The organism is Endozoicomonas sp., assembly GCF_965196975.1.
Lineage (GTDB): Bacteria > Pseudomonadota > Gammaproteobacteria > Pseudomonadales > Endozoicomonadaceae > Endozoicomonas.
The window spans coordinates 1,170,625-1,184,904 of the sequence record NZ_OZ239981.1 but is presented as its reverse complement, the minus strand read 5'-3'; the positions used below and the strand labels follow the sequence as shown (position 1 = coordinate 1,184,904).

Annotated in this window: 14 protein-coding genes; 2 read left to right on the top strand and 12 right to left on the bottom strand. The window is 45.0% G+C overall.

Annotation, left to right across the window (positions count from 1 at the left end; all coding sequences use genetic code 11):
- Positions 1–29: 29 nt before the first annotated feature.
- The gene (tnpC, locus tag ACOCLE_RS05325; RefSeq protein WP_419532963.1) at positions 30–1,535 is read right to left on the bottom strand and encodes an IS66 family transposase; all 1,506 of its coding nucleotides are present in this window, start codon (positions 1,533–1,535) and stop codon (positions 30–32) included.
- 248 nt (positions 1,536–1,783) lie between these two features.
- On the opposite strand from tnpC, the gene ACOCLE_RS05320 reads away from it, so the two are divergent.
- The gene (locus tag ACOCLE_RS05320) at positions 1,784–3,064 is read left to right on the top strand and encodes an ISKra4 family transposase (RefSeq protein WP_419532972.1); all 1,281 of its coding nucleotides are present in this window, start codon (positions 1,784–1,786) and stop codon (positions 3,062–3,064) included.
- 158 nt (positions 3,065–3,222) lie between these two features.
- Here the strand turns inward: ACOCLE_RS05320 and ACOCLE_RS05315 are convergent, their stop codons facing one another.
- From ACOCLE_RS05315 to ACOCLE_RS05285, 7 genes are all read right to left on the bottom strand, one after another.
- Entirely contained in the window at positions 3,223–4,365 is a 1,143-nt protein-coding gene (locus tag ACOCLE_RS05315; RefSeq protein ID WP_419535818.1) for a hypothetical protein, read from the bottom strand.
- A gap of 282 nt (positions 4,366–4,647) precedes the next feature.
- Entirely contained in the window at positions 4,648–5,448 is an 801-nt protein-coding gene (locus tag ACOCLE_RS05310) for an alpha/beta fold hydrolase (RefSeq protein ID WP_419535817.1), read from the bottom strand.
- A 759-nt stretch (positions 5,449–6,207) separates the two neighbouring features.
- Positions 6,208–6,663 (bottom strand): GNAT family N-acetyltransferase, encoded by a 456-nt coding sequence (locus ACOCLE_RS05305; protein ID WP_419535816.1) that lies wholly within the window; start codon positions 6,661–6,663, stop codon positions 6,208–6,210.
- Positions 6,664–6,971: 308 nt separating this feature from the next.
- Positions 6,972–7,544: a hypothetical protein gene (locus tag ACOCLE_RS05300; protein WP_419535815.1), complete on the bottom strand. Its 573-nt coding sequence runs from the start codon at positions 7,542–7,544 to the stop codon at positions 6,972–6,974.
- A 104-nt stretch (positions 7,545–7,648) separates the two neighbouring features.
- The gene (locus ACOCLE_RS05295) at positions 7,649–8,125 is read right to left on the bottom strand and encodes a hypothetical protein (protein WP_419535814.1); all 477 of its coding nucleotides are present in this window, start codon (positions 8,123–8,125) and stop codon (positions 7,649–7,651) included.
- 282 nt (positions 8,126–8,407) lie between these two features.
- Positions 8,408–8,923, bottom strand: a complete 516-nt coding sequence (locus ACOCLE_RS05290; protein ID WP_419535813.1) for a GNAT family N-acetyltransferase — start codon at positions 8,921–8,923, stop codon at positions 8,408–8,410.
- Between the two features lie 25 nt (positions 8,924–8,948).
- On the bottom strand, positions 8,949–9,338 hold the full coding sequence (locus ACOCLE_RS05285) for a winged helix-turn-helix transcriptional regulator (RefSeq protein ID WP_419535812.1): 390 nt from the start codon (positions 9,336–9,338) through the stop codon (positions 8,949–8,951).
- A gap of 141 nt (positions 9,339–9,479) precedes the next feature.
- On the opposite strand from ACOCLE_RS05285, the gene ACOCLE_RS05280 reads away from it, so the two are divergent.
- Positions 9,480–10,406 carry an alpha/beta fold hydrolase gene (locus ACOCLE_RS05280; protein ID WP_419535811.1) on the top strand — a complete coding sequence of 309 codons (927 nt, stop codon included), beginning with the start codon at positions 9,480–9,482 and terminating at the stop codon, positions 10,404–10,406.
- A 208-nt stretch (positions 10,407–10,614) separates the two neighbouring features.
- Here the strand turns inward: ACOCLE_RS05280 and ACOCLE_RS05275 are convergent, their stop codons facing one another.
- The 4 genes from ACOCLE_RS05275 to ACOCLE_RS05260 form a co-directional block, all read right to left on the bottom strand.
- Positions 10,615–11,442 carry a hypothetical protein gene (locus tag ACOCLE_RS05275; RefSeq protein WP_419535810.1) on the bottom strand — a complete coding sequence of 276 codons (828 nt, stop codon included), beginning with the start codon at positions 11,440–11,442 and terminating at the stop codon, positions 10,615–10,617.
- Positions 11,443–11,535: 93 nt separating this feature from the next.
- Entirely contained in the window at positions 11,536–12,024 is a 489-nt protein-coding gene (locus tag ACOCLE_RS05270) for a hypothetical protein (RefSeq protein ID WP_419535809.1), read from the bottom strand.
- Positions 12,025–12,440: 416 nt separating this feature from the next.
- The gene (locus ACOCLE_RS05265) at positions 12,441–13,721 is read right to left on the bottom strand and encodes an ISKra4 family transposase (RefSeq protein ID WP_419532972.1); all 1,281 of its coding nucleotides are present in this window, start codon (positions 13,719–13,721) and stop codon (positions 12,441–12,443) included.
- 68 nt (positions 13,722–13,789) lie between these two features.
- Positions 13,790–14,269 (bottom strand): hypothetical protein, encoded by a 480-nt coding sequence (locus ACOCLE_RS05260; protein WP_419535808.1) that lies wholly within the window; start codon positions 14,267–14,269, stop codon positions 13,790–13,792.
- Positions 14,270–14,280 lie beyond the last annotated feature (11 nt).

Sequence of the window (14,280 nt, the reverse complement as noted above, 5' to 3'; positions counted from 1 at the left end):
CAACATTTCAAACAAAATATTAATCGTAACTATTCAGCACCCAGCAAAGGCGTATTGTTGTAATTTCGAACCGCTTTAAGAAGCGCCTGAAATATGTTCAACCCCTGCTTTTTAGCAGATGATAAATAGCTTCGGATTCGGGTAAACATGGTACCTCCGTCTTCGCTTCTGAAGCAGCCTGAGATCTTCTGCTTAAGTTTGGCCATCCTGGCATCACGTTCACTGCCATTGTTATCGAAGGGAATTGAAAAGTCCGACATGAAGCGCAACGTTTCAACCTTAAACTCAATAAGCCTTTTGAACAGGTTGTAGGCCTTGGTATTCCTGACCTTCTTACGTCCAAGCACCTGTCGTTGTTTTTCCATATAAGCGGTTTCCTTCGTGAGAGCCCTTTGAAGGATTTGGTCGTATATCGTCTCAATGCGAAGCTGTATTGCACCAGGCATTTGAGTCAGACCGGCTGCTTTGTATTTCTTGCAGAAGTGCCAGGAGAGCGTAAGCAATTTCATCAGCCGCAGAGCCAGCTTATTCGCATCCCTATCGACAACTCCCTGAAGCTCTCTCAGATGATGGGCATTACAAAGCACATGCACTGCCGCATAGGCAAAGTAGGACTTCCAATGATCGTGAACCAGAATGCCTGCAAAAGTCAGCAGGATGCCCATTGCATCCATTGCTTCACAACCTCGCCTTTCTGAGAGGTAGTAAAGCGTCCATTGGTCATCTCGCATAATGTGTAACCACCACAGTGAACCGTCAACCCGCATGCCAGTTTCATCCGCTCCTGCAACCGGACTTTCTTGTAAAGCATCGCGGATACTCTGCTCAGTAGAGGCCAGGTTCTCATGGGTATAGGCAACAAAATTGGCAACAGAGCCTGCGCTGACACTCATGCAATAAATAGTATTGAAATACTCAGACACCCGGTGATATGGGATGAAGTGATACTGGTTTAAATGAACAGCCATTGCCTGAGTCACTTCTCCGTATTGAGCAGCGGCTTTCACTCCTTGGGGAAACTCAGCGGTGTTCCGTTTACCACAAGGACATACTTTAACGTCTGCCCAGTACGCGGTAACTTCAAATTCTCCGGGTCTACCTGGATCAAAAACCTGTCGCTCAATGTATTTGGTGGGTTTAATATCGATAAGCGAAGACTGGCAACAGCAACATTTTTCAACCTTCAGATGCCTGACATAATCGGGTAAGGCGACACGTCTCAAACAAGAGCCTTGATGACCTTTCTGGCCACCTGGTTTATTGCCTGAAGATGGTCTAAGGCTTTTGGGGTTCGGTGTTTCCTGTGAGGAGCAGGGGGCTTCTTTGGAAGATGTATCACCTTTATCACTCCCTTTTTTACTGGGCTTTTGATAACCATCTGACGATGGTGGCTTACTACTGTTTTGACTGTTTTTATTAACCCTTTCTTCCAGTTCGCTGCAACGTTCCCGTAAAAGCGCATTCTCGGTCCGAAGCTCTTCATTCTCTTTAAGGAGAGCTTCGGTAAACGGAGTAGCTGGGAAGTCTGGTTCCATACTGGAGATTTGTTAGAAAAATTGAGTATAAGATGATGGTCGAAAAATCAGAAAATTCCAGATTTATATGAAGGGTGCTGAATAGTTACTATTAATCAATACTTTAAATAAAAAGAGGACGAAATTCATTGAAATGGAATAATCATTGAATGTAAATCACCGGGTGGGTGCTCTCTCTGAATGATTGAAACAATAGTGCTCTATTTTCACAGCTACTATGGGAACACCACTCATAATAGTTAACTGTCATGCCCGCTTCTGTTATTTCCAGCTCTACCAAAAGCATCGTTTTGCAAATTGAAGTTTCTATAGATTCAGGCAACATGCTGAATCTTGAAGATAGTTTACAGCGTGCACTCAATGAAGCCGGGCAGCTTGGAACAAAAGAGTTATTGGGGCTATTTGAATCACCCAATAAAGAACCTATCGTCGTTAATCAGCAGAAGTGGAACTACAAAGGAAAGGTTCTTAAGCACTATGAAACCTTATACGGTCGTATACCTTTGGAGCGCTCCGTATATCAGGGTGTCAGAGGTGGCAGTACTCTGGCAGCACTTGATCTTCGTGCCGGTATTATTGGTTCAGCTACCCCCAAATTTGCCAAGTCTATCGCCTGGAAATACAGCCAGATGCCAGCGCCTGCGGTAAAAGAAGATTTTGAGACCAACCATCAAAGGACGCTTTCAAATTCTTATATCAAGCATTTATCGGACAGAGTAGGTGCATTAATTGAAGACCAGCAAGACACTCACTACCACCTTCCTCCACTAAAAGAGCCTGTTGAAACAATAGCCATTGGTCTGGATGGAACCTGCATGCTGCTTTGTGAAGAAGGCTGGAGGGAAGCCATGTGTGGGACATTGAGCCTATATTCTGCAGATGGAGACAGGCTCCACACGATATATACAGCCAGTTCGCCAGAGTATGGTAAACAAAGCTTTATGAGCAAGCTCGACGAGGAGATTGCAGATCTAAAACGACTCTACCCAAATGCCACATACATCGGGGTAGCTGACGGGGCTAGAGAAAACTGGAGTTATTTGAAACAACATACCTCTGGGCAGATACTCGATTTTTATCATGCATCTGAATATTTAGCTGGAGCAGCGGAAGCACTGTTTCCAACCAGTAAGGCGAAGCGACACCAGTGGCTTGAAGACAGGCTACATAGTTTGAAAAACAAGCGTGGAGCAGCCAAAAAAATCCTTCAGGAAATTGAATCAGCCGAGCTCCCGAAAAAGACAATCGCACTGACAGAGAAGCGCTACAAAGCTGTGAGCTATTTTACAAACAATCACCAGTTAATGAATTATCATCAGGCGCTTAAACGCCATTGGCCAATAGGTTCAGGAGTTACTGAAGCGGCTTGTAAGACTCTGGTAAAGCAACGATTATGTGGTTCTGGAATGAGGTGGAAAGCAACAGGAGCGGAAGTGCTTTTGACAACAAGAGCACTGATCCAGAGTAAGGGGCGCTGGGAACAACTTTGGTCTGAGTTCATGACTGGAAAGGTTGAAGCTAACCTATGAGTCAGTTATCAAATTGAGAGAGCACCCCACCGGGTCATGGATTTACAGCGACTCTCTCTTTGGTTCACAGCATCAAAAAAGCCCTGAAAAAACAGGGCTAAAACTGTCCACAGCCATTACCGTGAGAACGTATTGATCAGTGAGTCAGTATGCTATGTTTAATAAAACCACCGCACACCGGCAAAAGCACTCCACTCATTGAGATCGTCTTTCAACGACACTATGTATCGCTCTCCATTTAAACTCTCCAATTCATCATAGTTTGCCCCTGCAAATACAGAGAACGTGTCTGTTACCCGGAGTTCACTCTCAACACCATACCCCGTGCCATAGCCCATGATGGCATGACCTTGAAGCGTTAACCCCTGCATATAAGGAAACTCTTTATAAGCCCCCAGGGTATATTCTGTTGCAGAGTCCCCTTTATAAACATGTTCCACGGCTAAAGTAAGAAAGAGCTGTTCCTCTAATCGATAGGCGGTATCCATTTTCATGGACAAACCACGGGAAGTGACATAACTGGAAAAATCAGGCACTCGAAAGCCGAAATACTCCCAACTCTCCAGCCTGGTGTCTCCAGTCTTTGTGTAATCATAAGCACCAGCCAGATAACGCCATGTACTGCCGCTGAGTAATACCGCCAGAATATTCGCCTGATCCATATCACCCACATCAACATGAATATTCAACAGCTGATACTGATCTTCTATCGACCTGAGATCATTCCCCAGATTATCGTCGTATTGATAGTTCAGTGCGGACGTTTTCCCCATAATCAGCCCCAGCCCCTGACTGAGATGTATTCCCTCGAAGTACATCTGATCCTGCAGGTAGTCAGCATACGTCATCTCGGCATTAATGCCCGCTGCACTGATTATTAAATTCCTGTAGTTATTACCGCCTTTACTGTTAATAAAATCCTGAACCCGATCATCCAGTGCAAAATAGGTTACACCCGTTGTTTGAGTGAACCCTTCAAAATCCCCAAAATTAGAAAAGTAATACCCAAAAAACTCATCGTCGCCCGTATTGAATCGATACCCCAGGCCCACTGATGCAAAACGGCTGCCATGCCCCTGCTCATGCAAAGCCGTCTGAAAAGACTGGTCCATAACCGTGCCAAACACCAGCTCAGAAAAGAGAAACAGACCTGCCCGGTTTAACTCACTGCCCCCCCACTGATCTGTAGCCCAATCAAGCCCGGTGCCACGAAGGCCAGCCATATCTTTACCAAACGACATCAATCCCCTGATGTCCTGCTGCTGATCACTCTGCTGAAAATAGAGAGAACTGAACGTCAAGCTGTTCTCACCCTCTGATGAATTAGCGACCGAAACGCCAGAAAGAGTAACAAGCGCGAATGAGAGGCAGCATTTTCTTAGGAAGCCCATAATAAAACAGTCCTTTGTTCTATCGATTAGCTGTTGATCCGCCACCCTTTCACATCAGCCTGCTGAACAATCCTTTGTCAGGGAGCGGGCAACGAGAACATCCATAAAAAACTATCACAAACCGCTAATGATGAACAAACAACGCGTTAACCGACTCACTATAGTTATAGACACGCCAAAGCGTTGATAAGGCTATTTTCCAATCTCAAGAAAATCGAAAAGCGGTGCTATAAAAGCGGTTGGATTTTCCATATGAATTGAATGGGCTGCGCCGTCAATGAGAGAAACACAGGCACCAGGAATAGCCTGCAACACATCAACAGACTCTGCTGCTGGAAACAGAATATCTTCTTTGCCATGGAGTATCAGTGTTTCCTGGTGAATGGAAGATAACTTGTTACGGAAATCAAAAGCCGCTATCGCCCGTGACTGGTTGGCATAAGCCGCAGGGCTCTGGGGATACGGGTACTCAACCGACAGCCGCACAGCCTCATTAACAACCTGAGGGTCTTCAAAAAACTGGGGAGAAAACAACCAGTAATAAAGGCTGCGAAACCACTGGGCAGGCTCCATTGTGCCTCGCAGGTAAGATCCAAACTCATCCAGCAACCAGCGGTTTCTGGCGGAACAAAAGGCTGAAGCCCCTTCCAGAACCAGCTGAGAAACCGTCTGGGGATAACGAACCGCGCAATCCATTGCGATAAAGGCCCCCATGGAATGACCTGGAACAATGGCGGATGGAATGTCCAGTTCATCAAGTAACGCCATACAGTCGTCACTGATCAGTTCAATGGTGGTTTCAACCTCATGAGGTGTGGTTCTGCCACACCCCCGGTTATCGGGCAGGATTAACGTGAAGTGTCTGGCGAGTTCATCAATCACCGGCAACCAGCTCTGGGAGTCGCTGCCCAGACCGGCAACCATCATCAGGGCAGGCCCGGAACCATGAACCTCATAGTACAGATCAATGTCATTCAGCGCAGCAACGGCCATATCTCGAACTCACCTTTGGTAATGGCTAACTAACACTGCTTATACTGTATATCACTTTCGGGCCGACTGCTGGCTGGCCAATCCAGTAATAGCAACAGTGGGAAGGTTTTACTGCCACCAGAAACGCTGCTGATTGATGCGGCCTCTTTGATTACAGGGAGAGCAGCAGCAAAGCCCCAATGAACACTGCAATCAAGAAGAACATTCGTCCCAGCCTGACACCGGCCTCGTGTCGAGTTTGAATGTGCTCTTTAAACCCTGCCAGCTCCGAGTCATGAATATCTTTGCAATGCGGGCATGACTCCTCATCTTCCGGGTATCGAAGACCGCAGCGATCACAAGACTTCGTGGGTTTTTGTTGTAGTGCTGCCCTGGATCCCAAGCCCCCTATTCTCATGCTCCCCCCCTTTTGTGAAGCATTAAGCCTTATCATGAGATAGCGCGATAGCATACATAACTCTCGACATGGCACCTGAAGCGAAATGCAAAGAAAAAATGCATGTGAGCCCAATCTTTATTACATGCACTGTTTTAAGATAACGGTCGAGTGCGCTGAAATCACCAGTCATTGGTTATTTTATTTCACCAGGTCCGAGCTTGATGCCATCAATCTAACATCTCCACCGGTAACAGCCTGCACGATTTCATTTCTTACACTACCAACAAAAGCTGATTATTTAGCCACATTAACGAGTATGCCCGCTGTTGAAAGGACCAGACGCTGGTAATCGCTCACAAAATACCTGGTTTCCAGGTGCCTTATAGCACTAACTTCAACCCTTGATGAGTGGCTTTAAAACCCAGTTTTTCATAAAACCTGATGGCATCTGGGCGCTGCTTATCACTTGTGAGTTGAACCAGATGGCAGCCTTTCTCTTTAGCCTGCTTGATCGCGTACTCAAACATTTGCTCACCAAAGCCTCTGCCCCGAAAATCTTCGTGGACCCTGACACCTTCAATAAGACAACGCCAGCCACCAACATGCGTCAGATAAGGAATAAACGTAAGCTGTAACATACCCACCAGCGCCCCTTCCAGCTCAACAACCAGCAGTTCATTATTTGGGTCAGCATTAATCGCATTGAAAGCAGAGATATAGCCTTCATTTAAAGGGATGGACACATCTTCTCTCTGAGAACCCAGTGGGTCATTGGACAGTAAAGAGACAAGACTCTTCAGGTCACCCGGCGTTGCTGAACGATACGTCAATATCATTAAGACTTCCTTTCACATCATAAAACGATTGGACATATTGAATGTTTTGCAACGAAAATAGTTTTCCTTGATGTTTATTTGCTTTTTACACACGCCTCTCTTTTCAATTTCCATTATTAGTCATCTGACCGATAATAATACCAACAGGAAGTTTTGTGAGTTGGCTGCTCGCCATTAAAGGAACTGAAATACTGATAAGTGCTATCAGCAAGAACTTACCAAAAAATTATAACTCATTATTCTCTATCTACTTTTTATTATCTAATTTTTTTGCTCTCGAACGTATCGATCCTCACTGAACGTTGCTCTCACTCCTCGCATTTATCCTTAATAAAGGCTCTGATCATTTCCTCATAACTGTTGTACTGAGGATTGAAGGTGTGAACTCGGCCTTTGAACACATTTTCATCACTTAAGTATATCGCCAGCGACTTTTTATATAATGTACATGCCATTTCAGTATTGTCATCGGTTGCATACGCGTTTGCCATGACAAACGTGGCTTTAGACACCCCCCAGTAATCGCCATCTAATGTAAAAGCCTCAATTGCACTCTTTAAGTGAGAGATTGATTTACTGGCGGTTTCGTCGTATTCGCCATGCTGCCGATAAAAGCCTTTATGGAATCGGTATGAAGGGCTTTTGTAATATGAGCCAAGCATGGTATGTGCTTCAGCTATTCCATATGAATCATTTTTCTCTTGAAAGACAGCCAGAGCTTCTTTACCCAGCTTTTCAGCGGCAAGCCCTCTTCCATCAGTCCCCATCAGTTGATAGGCATAGCCCAGTTTTTCCATCGGGTCATTAGTAGAAGGTACGCCAACAGCAGCACACCCAGCAAACGAAGCAATAAGCACCAGGCCTGACATTATTCTTATCATTTTTACATCTCCCTATTTATGGGTACATACAATTAGGACGCAGCAGGAATTGTGATATCTATACGGTCAAATTCGACCAGAAGTAAAATGGTCTTGATGTCTGTTTAGCGTGAGGAGGGTACAAACTGACAGCAGTTTTTTAACACCTGTACTGCATCGTCTTTATTGACGACACTCAAATCGCTGACGGAATACGGTGTCAATGTTAAACCACCAGCAACCATCATTTCTCCTGAGAATTCAAGAAAATAATAATTGCCAGGCTTTACATCCACTTCATACCTTTCACCCGGCATAAGTGCAAGCATTGGCCATGATATCGCTATATCATGGCTTCCTTCTTCAAGATAAAACCAGGTAAAAGCGTTATTGGGAAGCGTAGAAACGGGTTGACCATTTACACTGGCTTTAACGCTGTATGCCACGGGAGAAACGAGCTGTCTGTAAATCACGAAAACGGATTGCTTGCTGTCAGGTAGACCAATATCGGTTTCGCTGTACCTTGTTGCCTGTTCCGGTGCGGTTGCACATGCAGTAAGAAACAGAGATGCGGCAATGAAAAAAATCGATTTTATTTTCATAATCCTCACTTTTAAAATTTATGACACTGAATGTAAATGGTATGAACATAAAGACGGTTCAATACTGAAATGAAACAACGAAAAATAAGATGGCCATTGAGTAGTTTTTGAGCCTTAGGCAGCCGATCACGCTGCAATAGATACGTTAAAAGCATTCCGGTTCTGTGCAAATCTGAGAAAGCATGATCCTCTTTAAACTGCTCTCAGTGTTTGTGCCTTAAACACGGAAGCCCACCCTTCTCTGACAATACCAAATGTTGAGATTCTGCCTTGAGTATTTGGTTATGATAATTGTCGTGGAACTGTGTACTCATAAAAGACAACGTTGCCACTCCTTCCAGGCTGCTCAACAAACCCCAGTTTTTTTAGCAAATGAGCCGAGGCGGCATTATCCTGAGATACACCACCAATCAACTTGTCCCAGGTTGTCGATTGAGGTACGTACTCTATAAAGCCCTGCAGCAGTTCAGTTCCGAAACCTTTGCCCCACGTATCCTCTGACAGAAGATAGCCAATATGAGCATCATGCCCTTTTTCTGAAGAAGCAAACAGGAAACCGATTAAAACATCGGATTTGGATTTAACCAAAAACAAGCGGCTGTCCCGCAACATGCGCTCCAGCCATGCGTGCGCAGTCGCCTTTGAGTCAATGCCACTAAAATAAGGTGGAAGGTTTGCGACGACAGCAGACGTAAGTAACGGCGGAATGCTTAACAACAGTTCACTGCGCTCAGATGCAAGCATATCCATGGAGGCTTCATATATCTGCAACCTCACAGTTTCGAAGACTGGAATCATCTATTATCCTCAGGGTTTCAGCGATCTAGGCCTTCATTTCTTCATCGTAGTGCATACGAGCCTTGCGAATCTCTGCATGATGATCATCAGCCCAGGAAACCAACTTCCACACCGAAACGGATAACCCTTTTCCTAATTCAGTGAGTTCATACTCCACTTTTACCGGAACCTGCGGGTATACCGTACGCAGAACAAAACCATCCCGCTCCAGATCTCGCAGTGTTTGCGTCAGCATCCGCTGTGAAATTCCTTCGATGCGGGATTTCAGGGAGTTAAAACGATCCGGTCCATCAACCAGCGCAAACAGAATCAGGATCGACCACTTATCACCAATCTGAGCGACCACATCACGAATAGGGCAATCTTCCGTATTCCTGAAGCTCCGTCTTTCACTGACTGCCTGAGACCCCATCATCCACTCTCCATCGGTTATCAAAAGGTAACTTGACCACTAAATAGTGCCTTATTGCCGCCCAACAATAAATGAAATAACCTAGTATTTAAAAGTAACCAAAACTAAAAACAAGCACTTAACAGTACAACGATAGGGAACGTTATGACACAGTCTCTTTTAAACAGGGCACTTTCCCAGTTTGCTTCTGATCAGCCTGAACCGGCTGTTGATCCATTTGCACCGCAGTTTGTTTCGGTCGGGAAATTTACCATTCGCTTCCTGCGCAGCGAGAAACCCAATGCACCAACGCTGTTGTTATTGAATGGCCTGCCTCAAAGTATTCGCATGTGGGAATCATCATTCGAACACTTCAGTGCCCGGTTTGATGTGCTGGCCTTTGATATCCCCGGGTTTGGTCTGTCAAAGGCGAAAGAAACGGATATGTCACCCGGTAAACTGAGTGACGTCATTACTCAGGTTATGGATCATTTCAATATCCAGAAGGCTCACCTGGTTGGGCCAGATGTTGGCGTACCTATTGCTCTGACCGCGGTGATTAACCATCCTCAGCGATTCCTGAGTCTGAACATCTTCGATGGCCCGGGAAGCTTCCCTCCCAAACTGTCACCCATTCTGATGGCCGTGATCAAGTCACGTTTTGTACGCTGGCTGGCGAAAGGTTTTATGAAAAAGTCAGTAATGAAAACCAACTTTCTGACGGCGGTTAATGAGGGGTATCACCACTACAAGCCCTCCAGGCAGGCCATAAAAGAGTACTATGACATTACCCATAACGAACAAGCGCATACATGCTCGGTCAGTTTCTTTGGAACGTATTCAACAGAGCTGCCCTGGATTGAGCAGCGCCTGAAAGACATAGAGATACCAACGTTGATTACCTGGGGCAAGCTGGACCCTTTTGTGCTGGTCGACAATGGAGAGTTCTTGGCCAGACACATTCAAAACAACAGGCTGGTTATTTTTGATCATGCATCGCATTTTTCGTCAGAAGATGCTGGACAAGCCTATGTGGACCTGCTGATCAACTGGGTTGAAGAGCATTCTGATAGGGCTGGGGCTAAGGGTTAAGAAATAAAGCGATTCGTTACTTGTAATTACGACCTGTTCAAATGTCTTACAATAACCACAGATAAAAGCCCGATGAATTCAGCGAGCCATACAGTGGCATGTATGGCGTACTGGCTATACCGATCAGCTTTTTTCGGGCGGCGGTCATCCTGACTCCGGTTTAATTTACGGGAGCCCTTTATTCTAAAAAACTGCCCCCTTATTTTTATCACTTTTGGGCCGGCTGCAGATTTTCCATTTTTTCAAAAGCCACCGTTAATTTATGCAACTTCTCGGCTCGCTGAAAGGTCGCGGTTTTTCTTACTTCAGCTAATTCAGACTCCAGTTGCTGCTTTGCCCAGCCAAAATGATCTTCTCCCATTTTATGTCGCTTTTCGCCAAATGCGTGTTCACAGACTTCACGCCCCCCATAGGCCTCATAACTATCGGCATAAAAGGCTTTGGGTATAAAATTGTCACCCTTTTTCAGGTCATAAATTCTTAAATCACACTCACCGGTTACTTCCCCCCGGTCATTCGAATAGACAACACTGCCTGACGTTAATGAAAAACTCGCTTCAAAGAAATATCGGTAGGCTTCGGGGTATCGGTCTTCAAAATAAAAGCCCTGTTGATCTGAGTACATAAGCTTGTCCATATTCCGATAGGCGACATATATCGGCGATAATAACAGTGCGCCAAAATCAAGAAACCGCAATAGACTCTGCTCTTCAGCATTCTTATCGGTATATATATCCCAGTTGGACTTCTCCCGGGTAACAAAGCGCTCATTCAACAGGAACGGCACGTTTTTGATATCCGTTCTCTGGTAGGTTTCGCTCGCCGAGCTCAACATACCCACCTGATAAATATTATACCCGAGCCCAAGCGCAAAAATGCCTGCCGCAAAGTGGAGCTTATATTTACCTCCCAGGTTGAAGAAAAATGGAAGCACACAAGGGATTGCCAGACTCCAACCGATTCTCCCCAAAAGCCCTGTTTCTTTGGATTCCGTTGCTGCCTCTTCTTCCCGTTTTTCTTTTTGTTCTGTTGTCATAGCTGCTATTGAGTAATTATTAAATGATTGAAGCGATAGATGGTGAGGGTATCGATGCGTTTCAACCTTCATGTAAAGAAGGTAATGCTGGCATCAACCTGTACCAGGGTATTTACAGAGACTGGCGACTCGTGTATCCAGCCAACTCAGGATATCTTCACCCGCGGCATGGGGATCTACTAACAACACACGCTGACCAAGATGTTGCGAATAAGCCTTGCTACCGTAGGCATCCGTAAAAAACTGATCAGCCCAGTCATCCATGTAAAACCAGTTCCCAGTAAGGTTAATGTACTGGCATCGCTGGTCGGTATTATACTGCAGCTGCAAACGATACAGAAACCACGCCCTGTCGGTGAAAATGGCCTTCAGCAAATCATAAATTCGCTCTTTCTGAATGCTCTGGGGCTTTGGAGGAACATCGGAATTGACGATATCCGACCACCCACTAACACAGACCAGGCGGTCAAGATTTAACGCTTTCAGCCTTGTCTGCAGCCTGCCATCCAGTAGCATGGTTTTGGGCTCATCATCGTAGTTGAGCAATACGCCATCAATATCGAAATAGAGAACCGTTTCCATTCTTATTTTTTGTCCACAGAGGCTATTGATTCTTATTAGAATGATTCTTTAGAAAGCAATTTAGTTTAGAAAGGAGTTAGAAAGGGCTCCCATAAATTATTAGACTACCTTTTCAACAATTAATTTTCCCTTCTTCCGGAAACCATAAACTAAATCAGAGTTGCAAGGACTTAAGAAAATGGTGCGCCTTAAGCACAGAGAGCAAATACGAAAAAATCTGGTTTATTCCTAGATGCTCAACACATGGCGAAACATGACTTCATTCAATCAGGCTCGAATACTCTCCAGTCAATGGGTTATCTTCGGTGAGAAATGGTAGACGACAGACCTTGCCAAATATTTCAAGTTAAGGCCTACAGAAACAGAAAGAATTGGAAGACACCTCCAACGGGTGCTCTCTCAATTTGATAACTGACTCATAGGTTAGCTTCAACCTTTCCAGTCATGAACTCAGACCAAAGTTGTTCCCAGCGCCCCTTACTCTGGATCAGTGCTCTTGTTGTCAAAAGCACTTCCGCTCCTGTTGCTTTCCACCTCATTCCAGAACCACATAATCGTTGCTTTACCAGAGTCTTACAAGCCGCTTCAGTAACTCCTGAACCTATTGGCCAATGGCGTTTAAGCGCCTGATGATAATTCATTAACTGGTGATTGTTTGTAAAATAGCTCACAGCTTTGTAGCGCTTCTCTGTCAGTGCGATTGTCTTTTTCGGGAGCTCGGCTGATTCAATTTCCTGAAGGATTTTTTTGGCTGCTCCACGCTTGTTTTTCAAACTATGTAGCCTGTCTTCAAGCCACTGGTGTCGCTTCGCCTTACTGGTTGGAAACAGTGCTTCCGCTGCTCCAGCTAAATATTCAGATGCATGATAAAAATCGAGTATCTGCCCAGAGGTATGTTGTTTCAAATAACTCCAGTTTTCTCTAGCCCCGTCAGCTACCCCGATGTATGTGGCATTTGGGTAGAGTCGTTTTAGATCTGCAATCTCCTCGTCGAGCTTGCTCATAAAGCTTTGTTTACCATACTCTGGCGAACTGGCTGTATATATCGTGTGGAGCCTGTCTCCATCTGCAGAATATAGGCTCAATGTCCCACACATGGCTTCCCTCCAGCCTTCTTCACAAAGCAGCATGCAGGTTCCATCCAGACCAATGGCTATTGTTTCAACAGGCTCTTTTAGTGGAGGAAGGTGGTAGTGAGTGTCTTGCTGGTCTTCAATTAATGCACCTACTCTGTCCGATAAATGCTTGATATAAGAATTTGAAAGCGTCCTTTGATGGTTGGTCTCAAAATCTTCTTTTACCGCAGGCGCTGGCATCTGGCTGTATTTCCAGGCGATAGACTTGGCAAATTTGGGGGTAGCTGAACCAATAATACCGGCACGAAGATCAAGTGCTGCCAGAGTACTGCCACCTCTGACACCCTGATATACGGAGCGCTCCAAAGGTATACGACCGTATAAGGTTTCATAGTGCTTAAGAACCTTTCCTTTGTAGTTCCACTTCTGCTGATTAACGACGATAGGTTCTTTATTGGGTGATTCAAATAGCCCCAATAACTCTTTTGTTCCAAGCTGCCCGGCTTCATTGAGTGCACGCTGTAAACTATCTTCAAGATTCAGCATGTTGCCTGAATCTATAGAAACTTCAATTTGCAAAACGATGCTTTTGGTAGAGCTGGAAATAACAGAAGCGGGCATGACAGTTAACTATTATGAGTGGTGTTCCCATAGTAGCTGTGAAAATAGAGCACTATTGTTTCAATCATTCAGAGAGAGCACCCGCTTGAGCGTCTGGTTATGCGTATTAATTCTGAACGCTTGTAGACTGCAAAGCCACCCCAAGCAACACCAGAAGAGACCATTATAAATATAAATACGCTTGATGAAATAAAGCTAAACCTTGTAAGAAGGCTTACCAAAACCAGAGCAGTTAACAGAACGACTAATGCTATTTTCAGTTTTTTGTTGAAGACAGGGTAACCTTTATAAACTGTTGAGTGATAAAAGAAACACACAACACCAATTAAACCGGCCAAGGCTAAACCTTCTATTTCATTTGACGTTTTGGTGAGTTCGATAAACGGGAACAAGCAACCTGATGCAGAGAGAACCTTATGGCCTCGATACCCGGCCTCTTCCATGAAGATGGAATAGATGTGATCGGGGTCATTTTCAGATTCGGTGGATAAGACGACCCACTTAGGAATAACAGCAAGAATTATCAGCGCAACAATTCCGTAGCTCATGAAAATTGAAA

What these genes read in the sequence shown, in the direction of transcription:
- ACOCLE_RS05265 (WP_419532972.1), bottom strand. Translation starts at nt 13,721, where the DNA reads ATGCCCGCTTCTGTTATTTCCAGCTCTACCAAAAGCATCGTTTTGCAA.
- ACOCLE_RS05310 (WP_419535817.1), bottom strand. Translation starts at nt 5,448, where the DNA reads ATGGCCGTTGCTGCGCTGAATGACATTGATCTGTACTATGAGGTTCAT.
- ACOCLE_RS05280 (WP_419535811.1), top strand. Translation starts at nt 9,480, where the DNA reads ATGACACAGTCTCTTTTAAACAGGGCACTTTCCCAGTTTGCTTCTGAT.
- ACOCLE_RS05300 (WP_419535815.1), bottom strand. Translation starts at nt 7,544, where the DNA reads ATGATAAGAATAATGTCAGGCCTGGTGCTTATTGCTTCGTTTGCTGGG.
- ACOCLE_RS05275 (WP_419535810.1), bottom strand. Translation starts at nt 11,442, where the DNA reads ATGACAACAGAACAAAAAGAAAAACGGGAAGAAGAGGCAGCAACGGAA.
- tnpC (WP_419532963.1), bottom strand. Translation starts at nt 1,535, where the DNA reads ATGGAACCAGACTTCCCAGCTACTCCGTTTACCGAAGCTCTCCTTAAA.
- ACOCLE_RS05305 (WP_419535816.1), bottom strand. Translation starts at nt 6,663, where the DNA reads ATGATATTGACGTATCGTTCAGCAACGCCGGGTGACCTGAAGAGTCTT.
- ACOCLE_RS05290 (WP_419535813.1), bottom strand. Translation starts at nt 8,923, where the DNA reads ATGATTCCAGTCTTCGAAACTGTGAGGTTGCAGATATATGAAGCCTCC.
- ACOCLE_RS05320 (WP_419532972.1), top strand. Translation starts at nt 1,784, where the DNA reads ATGCCCGCTTCTGTTATTTCCAGCTCTACCAAAAGCATCGTTTTGCAA.
- ACOCLE_RS05285 (WP_419535812.1), bottom strand. Translation starts at nt 9,338, where the DNA reads ATGATGGGGTCTCAGGCAGTCAGTGAAAGACGGAGCTTCAGGAATACG.
- ACOCLE_RS05260 (WP_419535808.1), bottom strand. Translation starts at nt 14,269, where the DNA reads ATGAGCTACGGAATTGTTGCGCTGATAATTCTTGCTGTTATTCCTAAG.
- ACOCLE_RS05270 (WP_419535809.1), bottom strand. Translation starts at nt 12,024, where the DNA reads ATGGAAACGGTTCTCTATTTCGATATTGATGGCGTATTGCTCAACTAC.
- ACOCLE_RS05295 (WP_419535814.1), bottom strand. Translation starts at nt 8,125, where the DNA reads ATGAAAATAAAATCGATTTTTTTCATTGCCGCATCTCTGTTTCTTACT.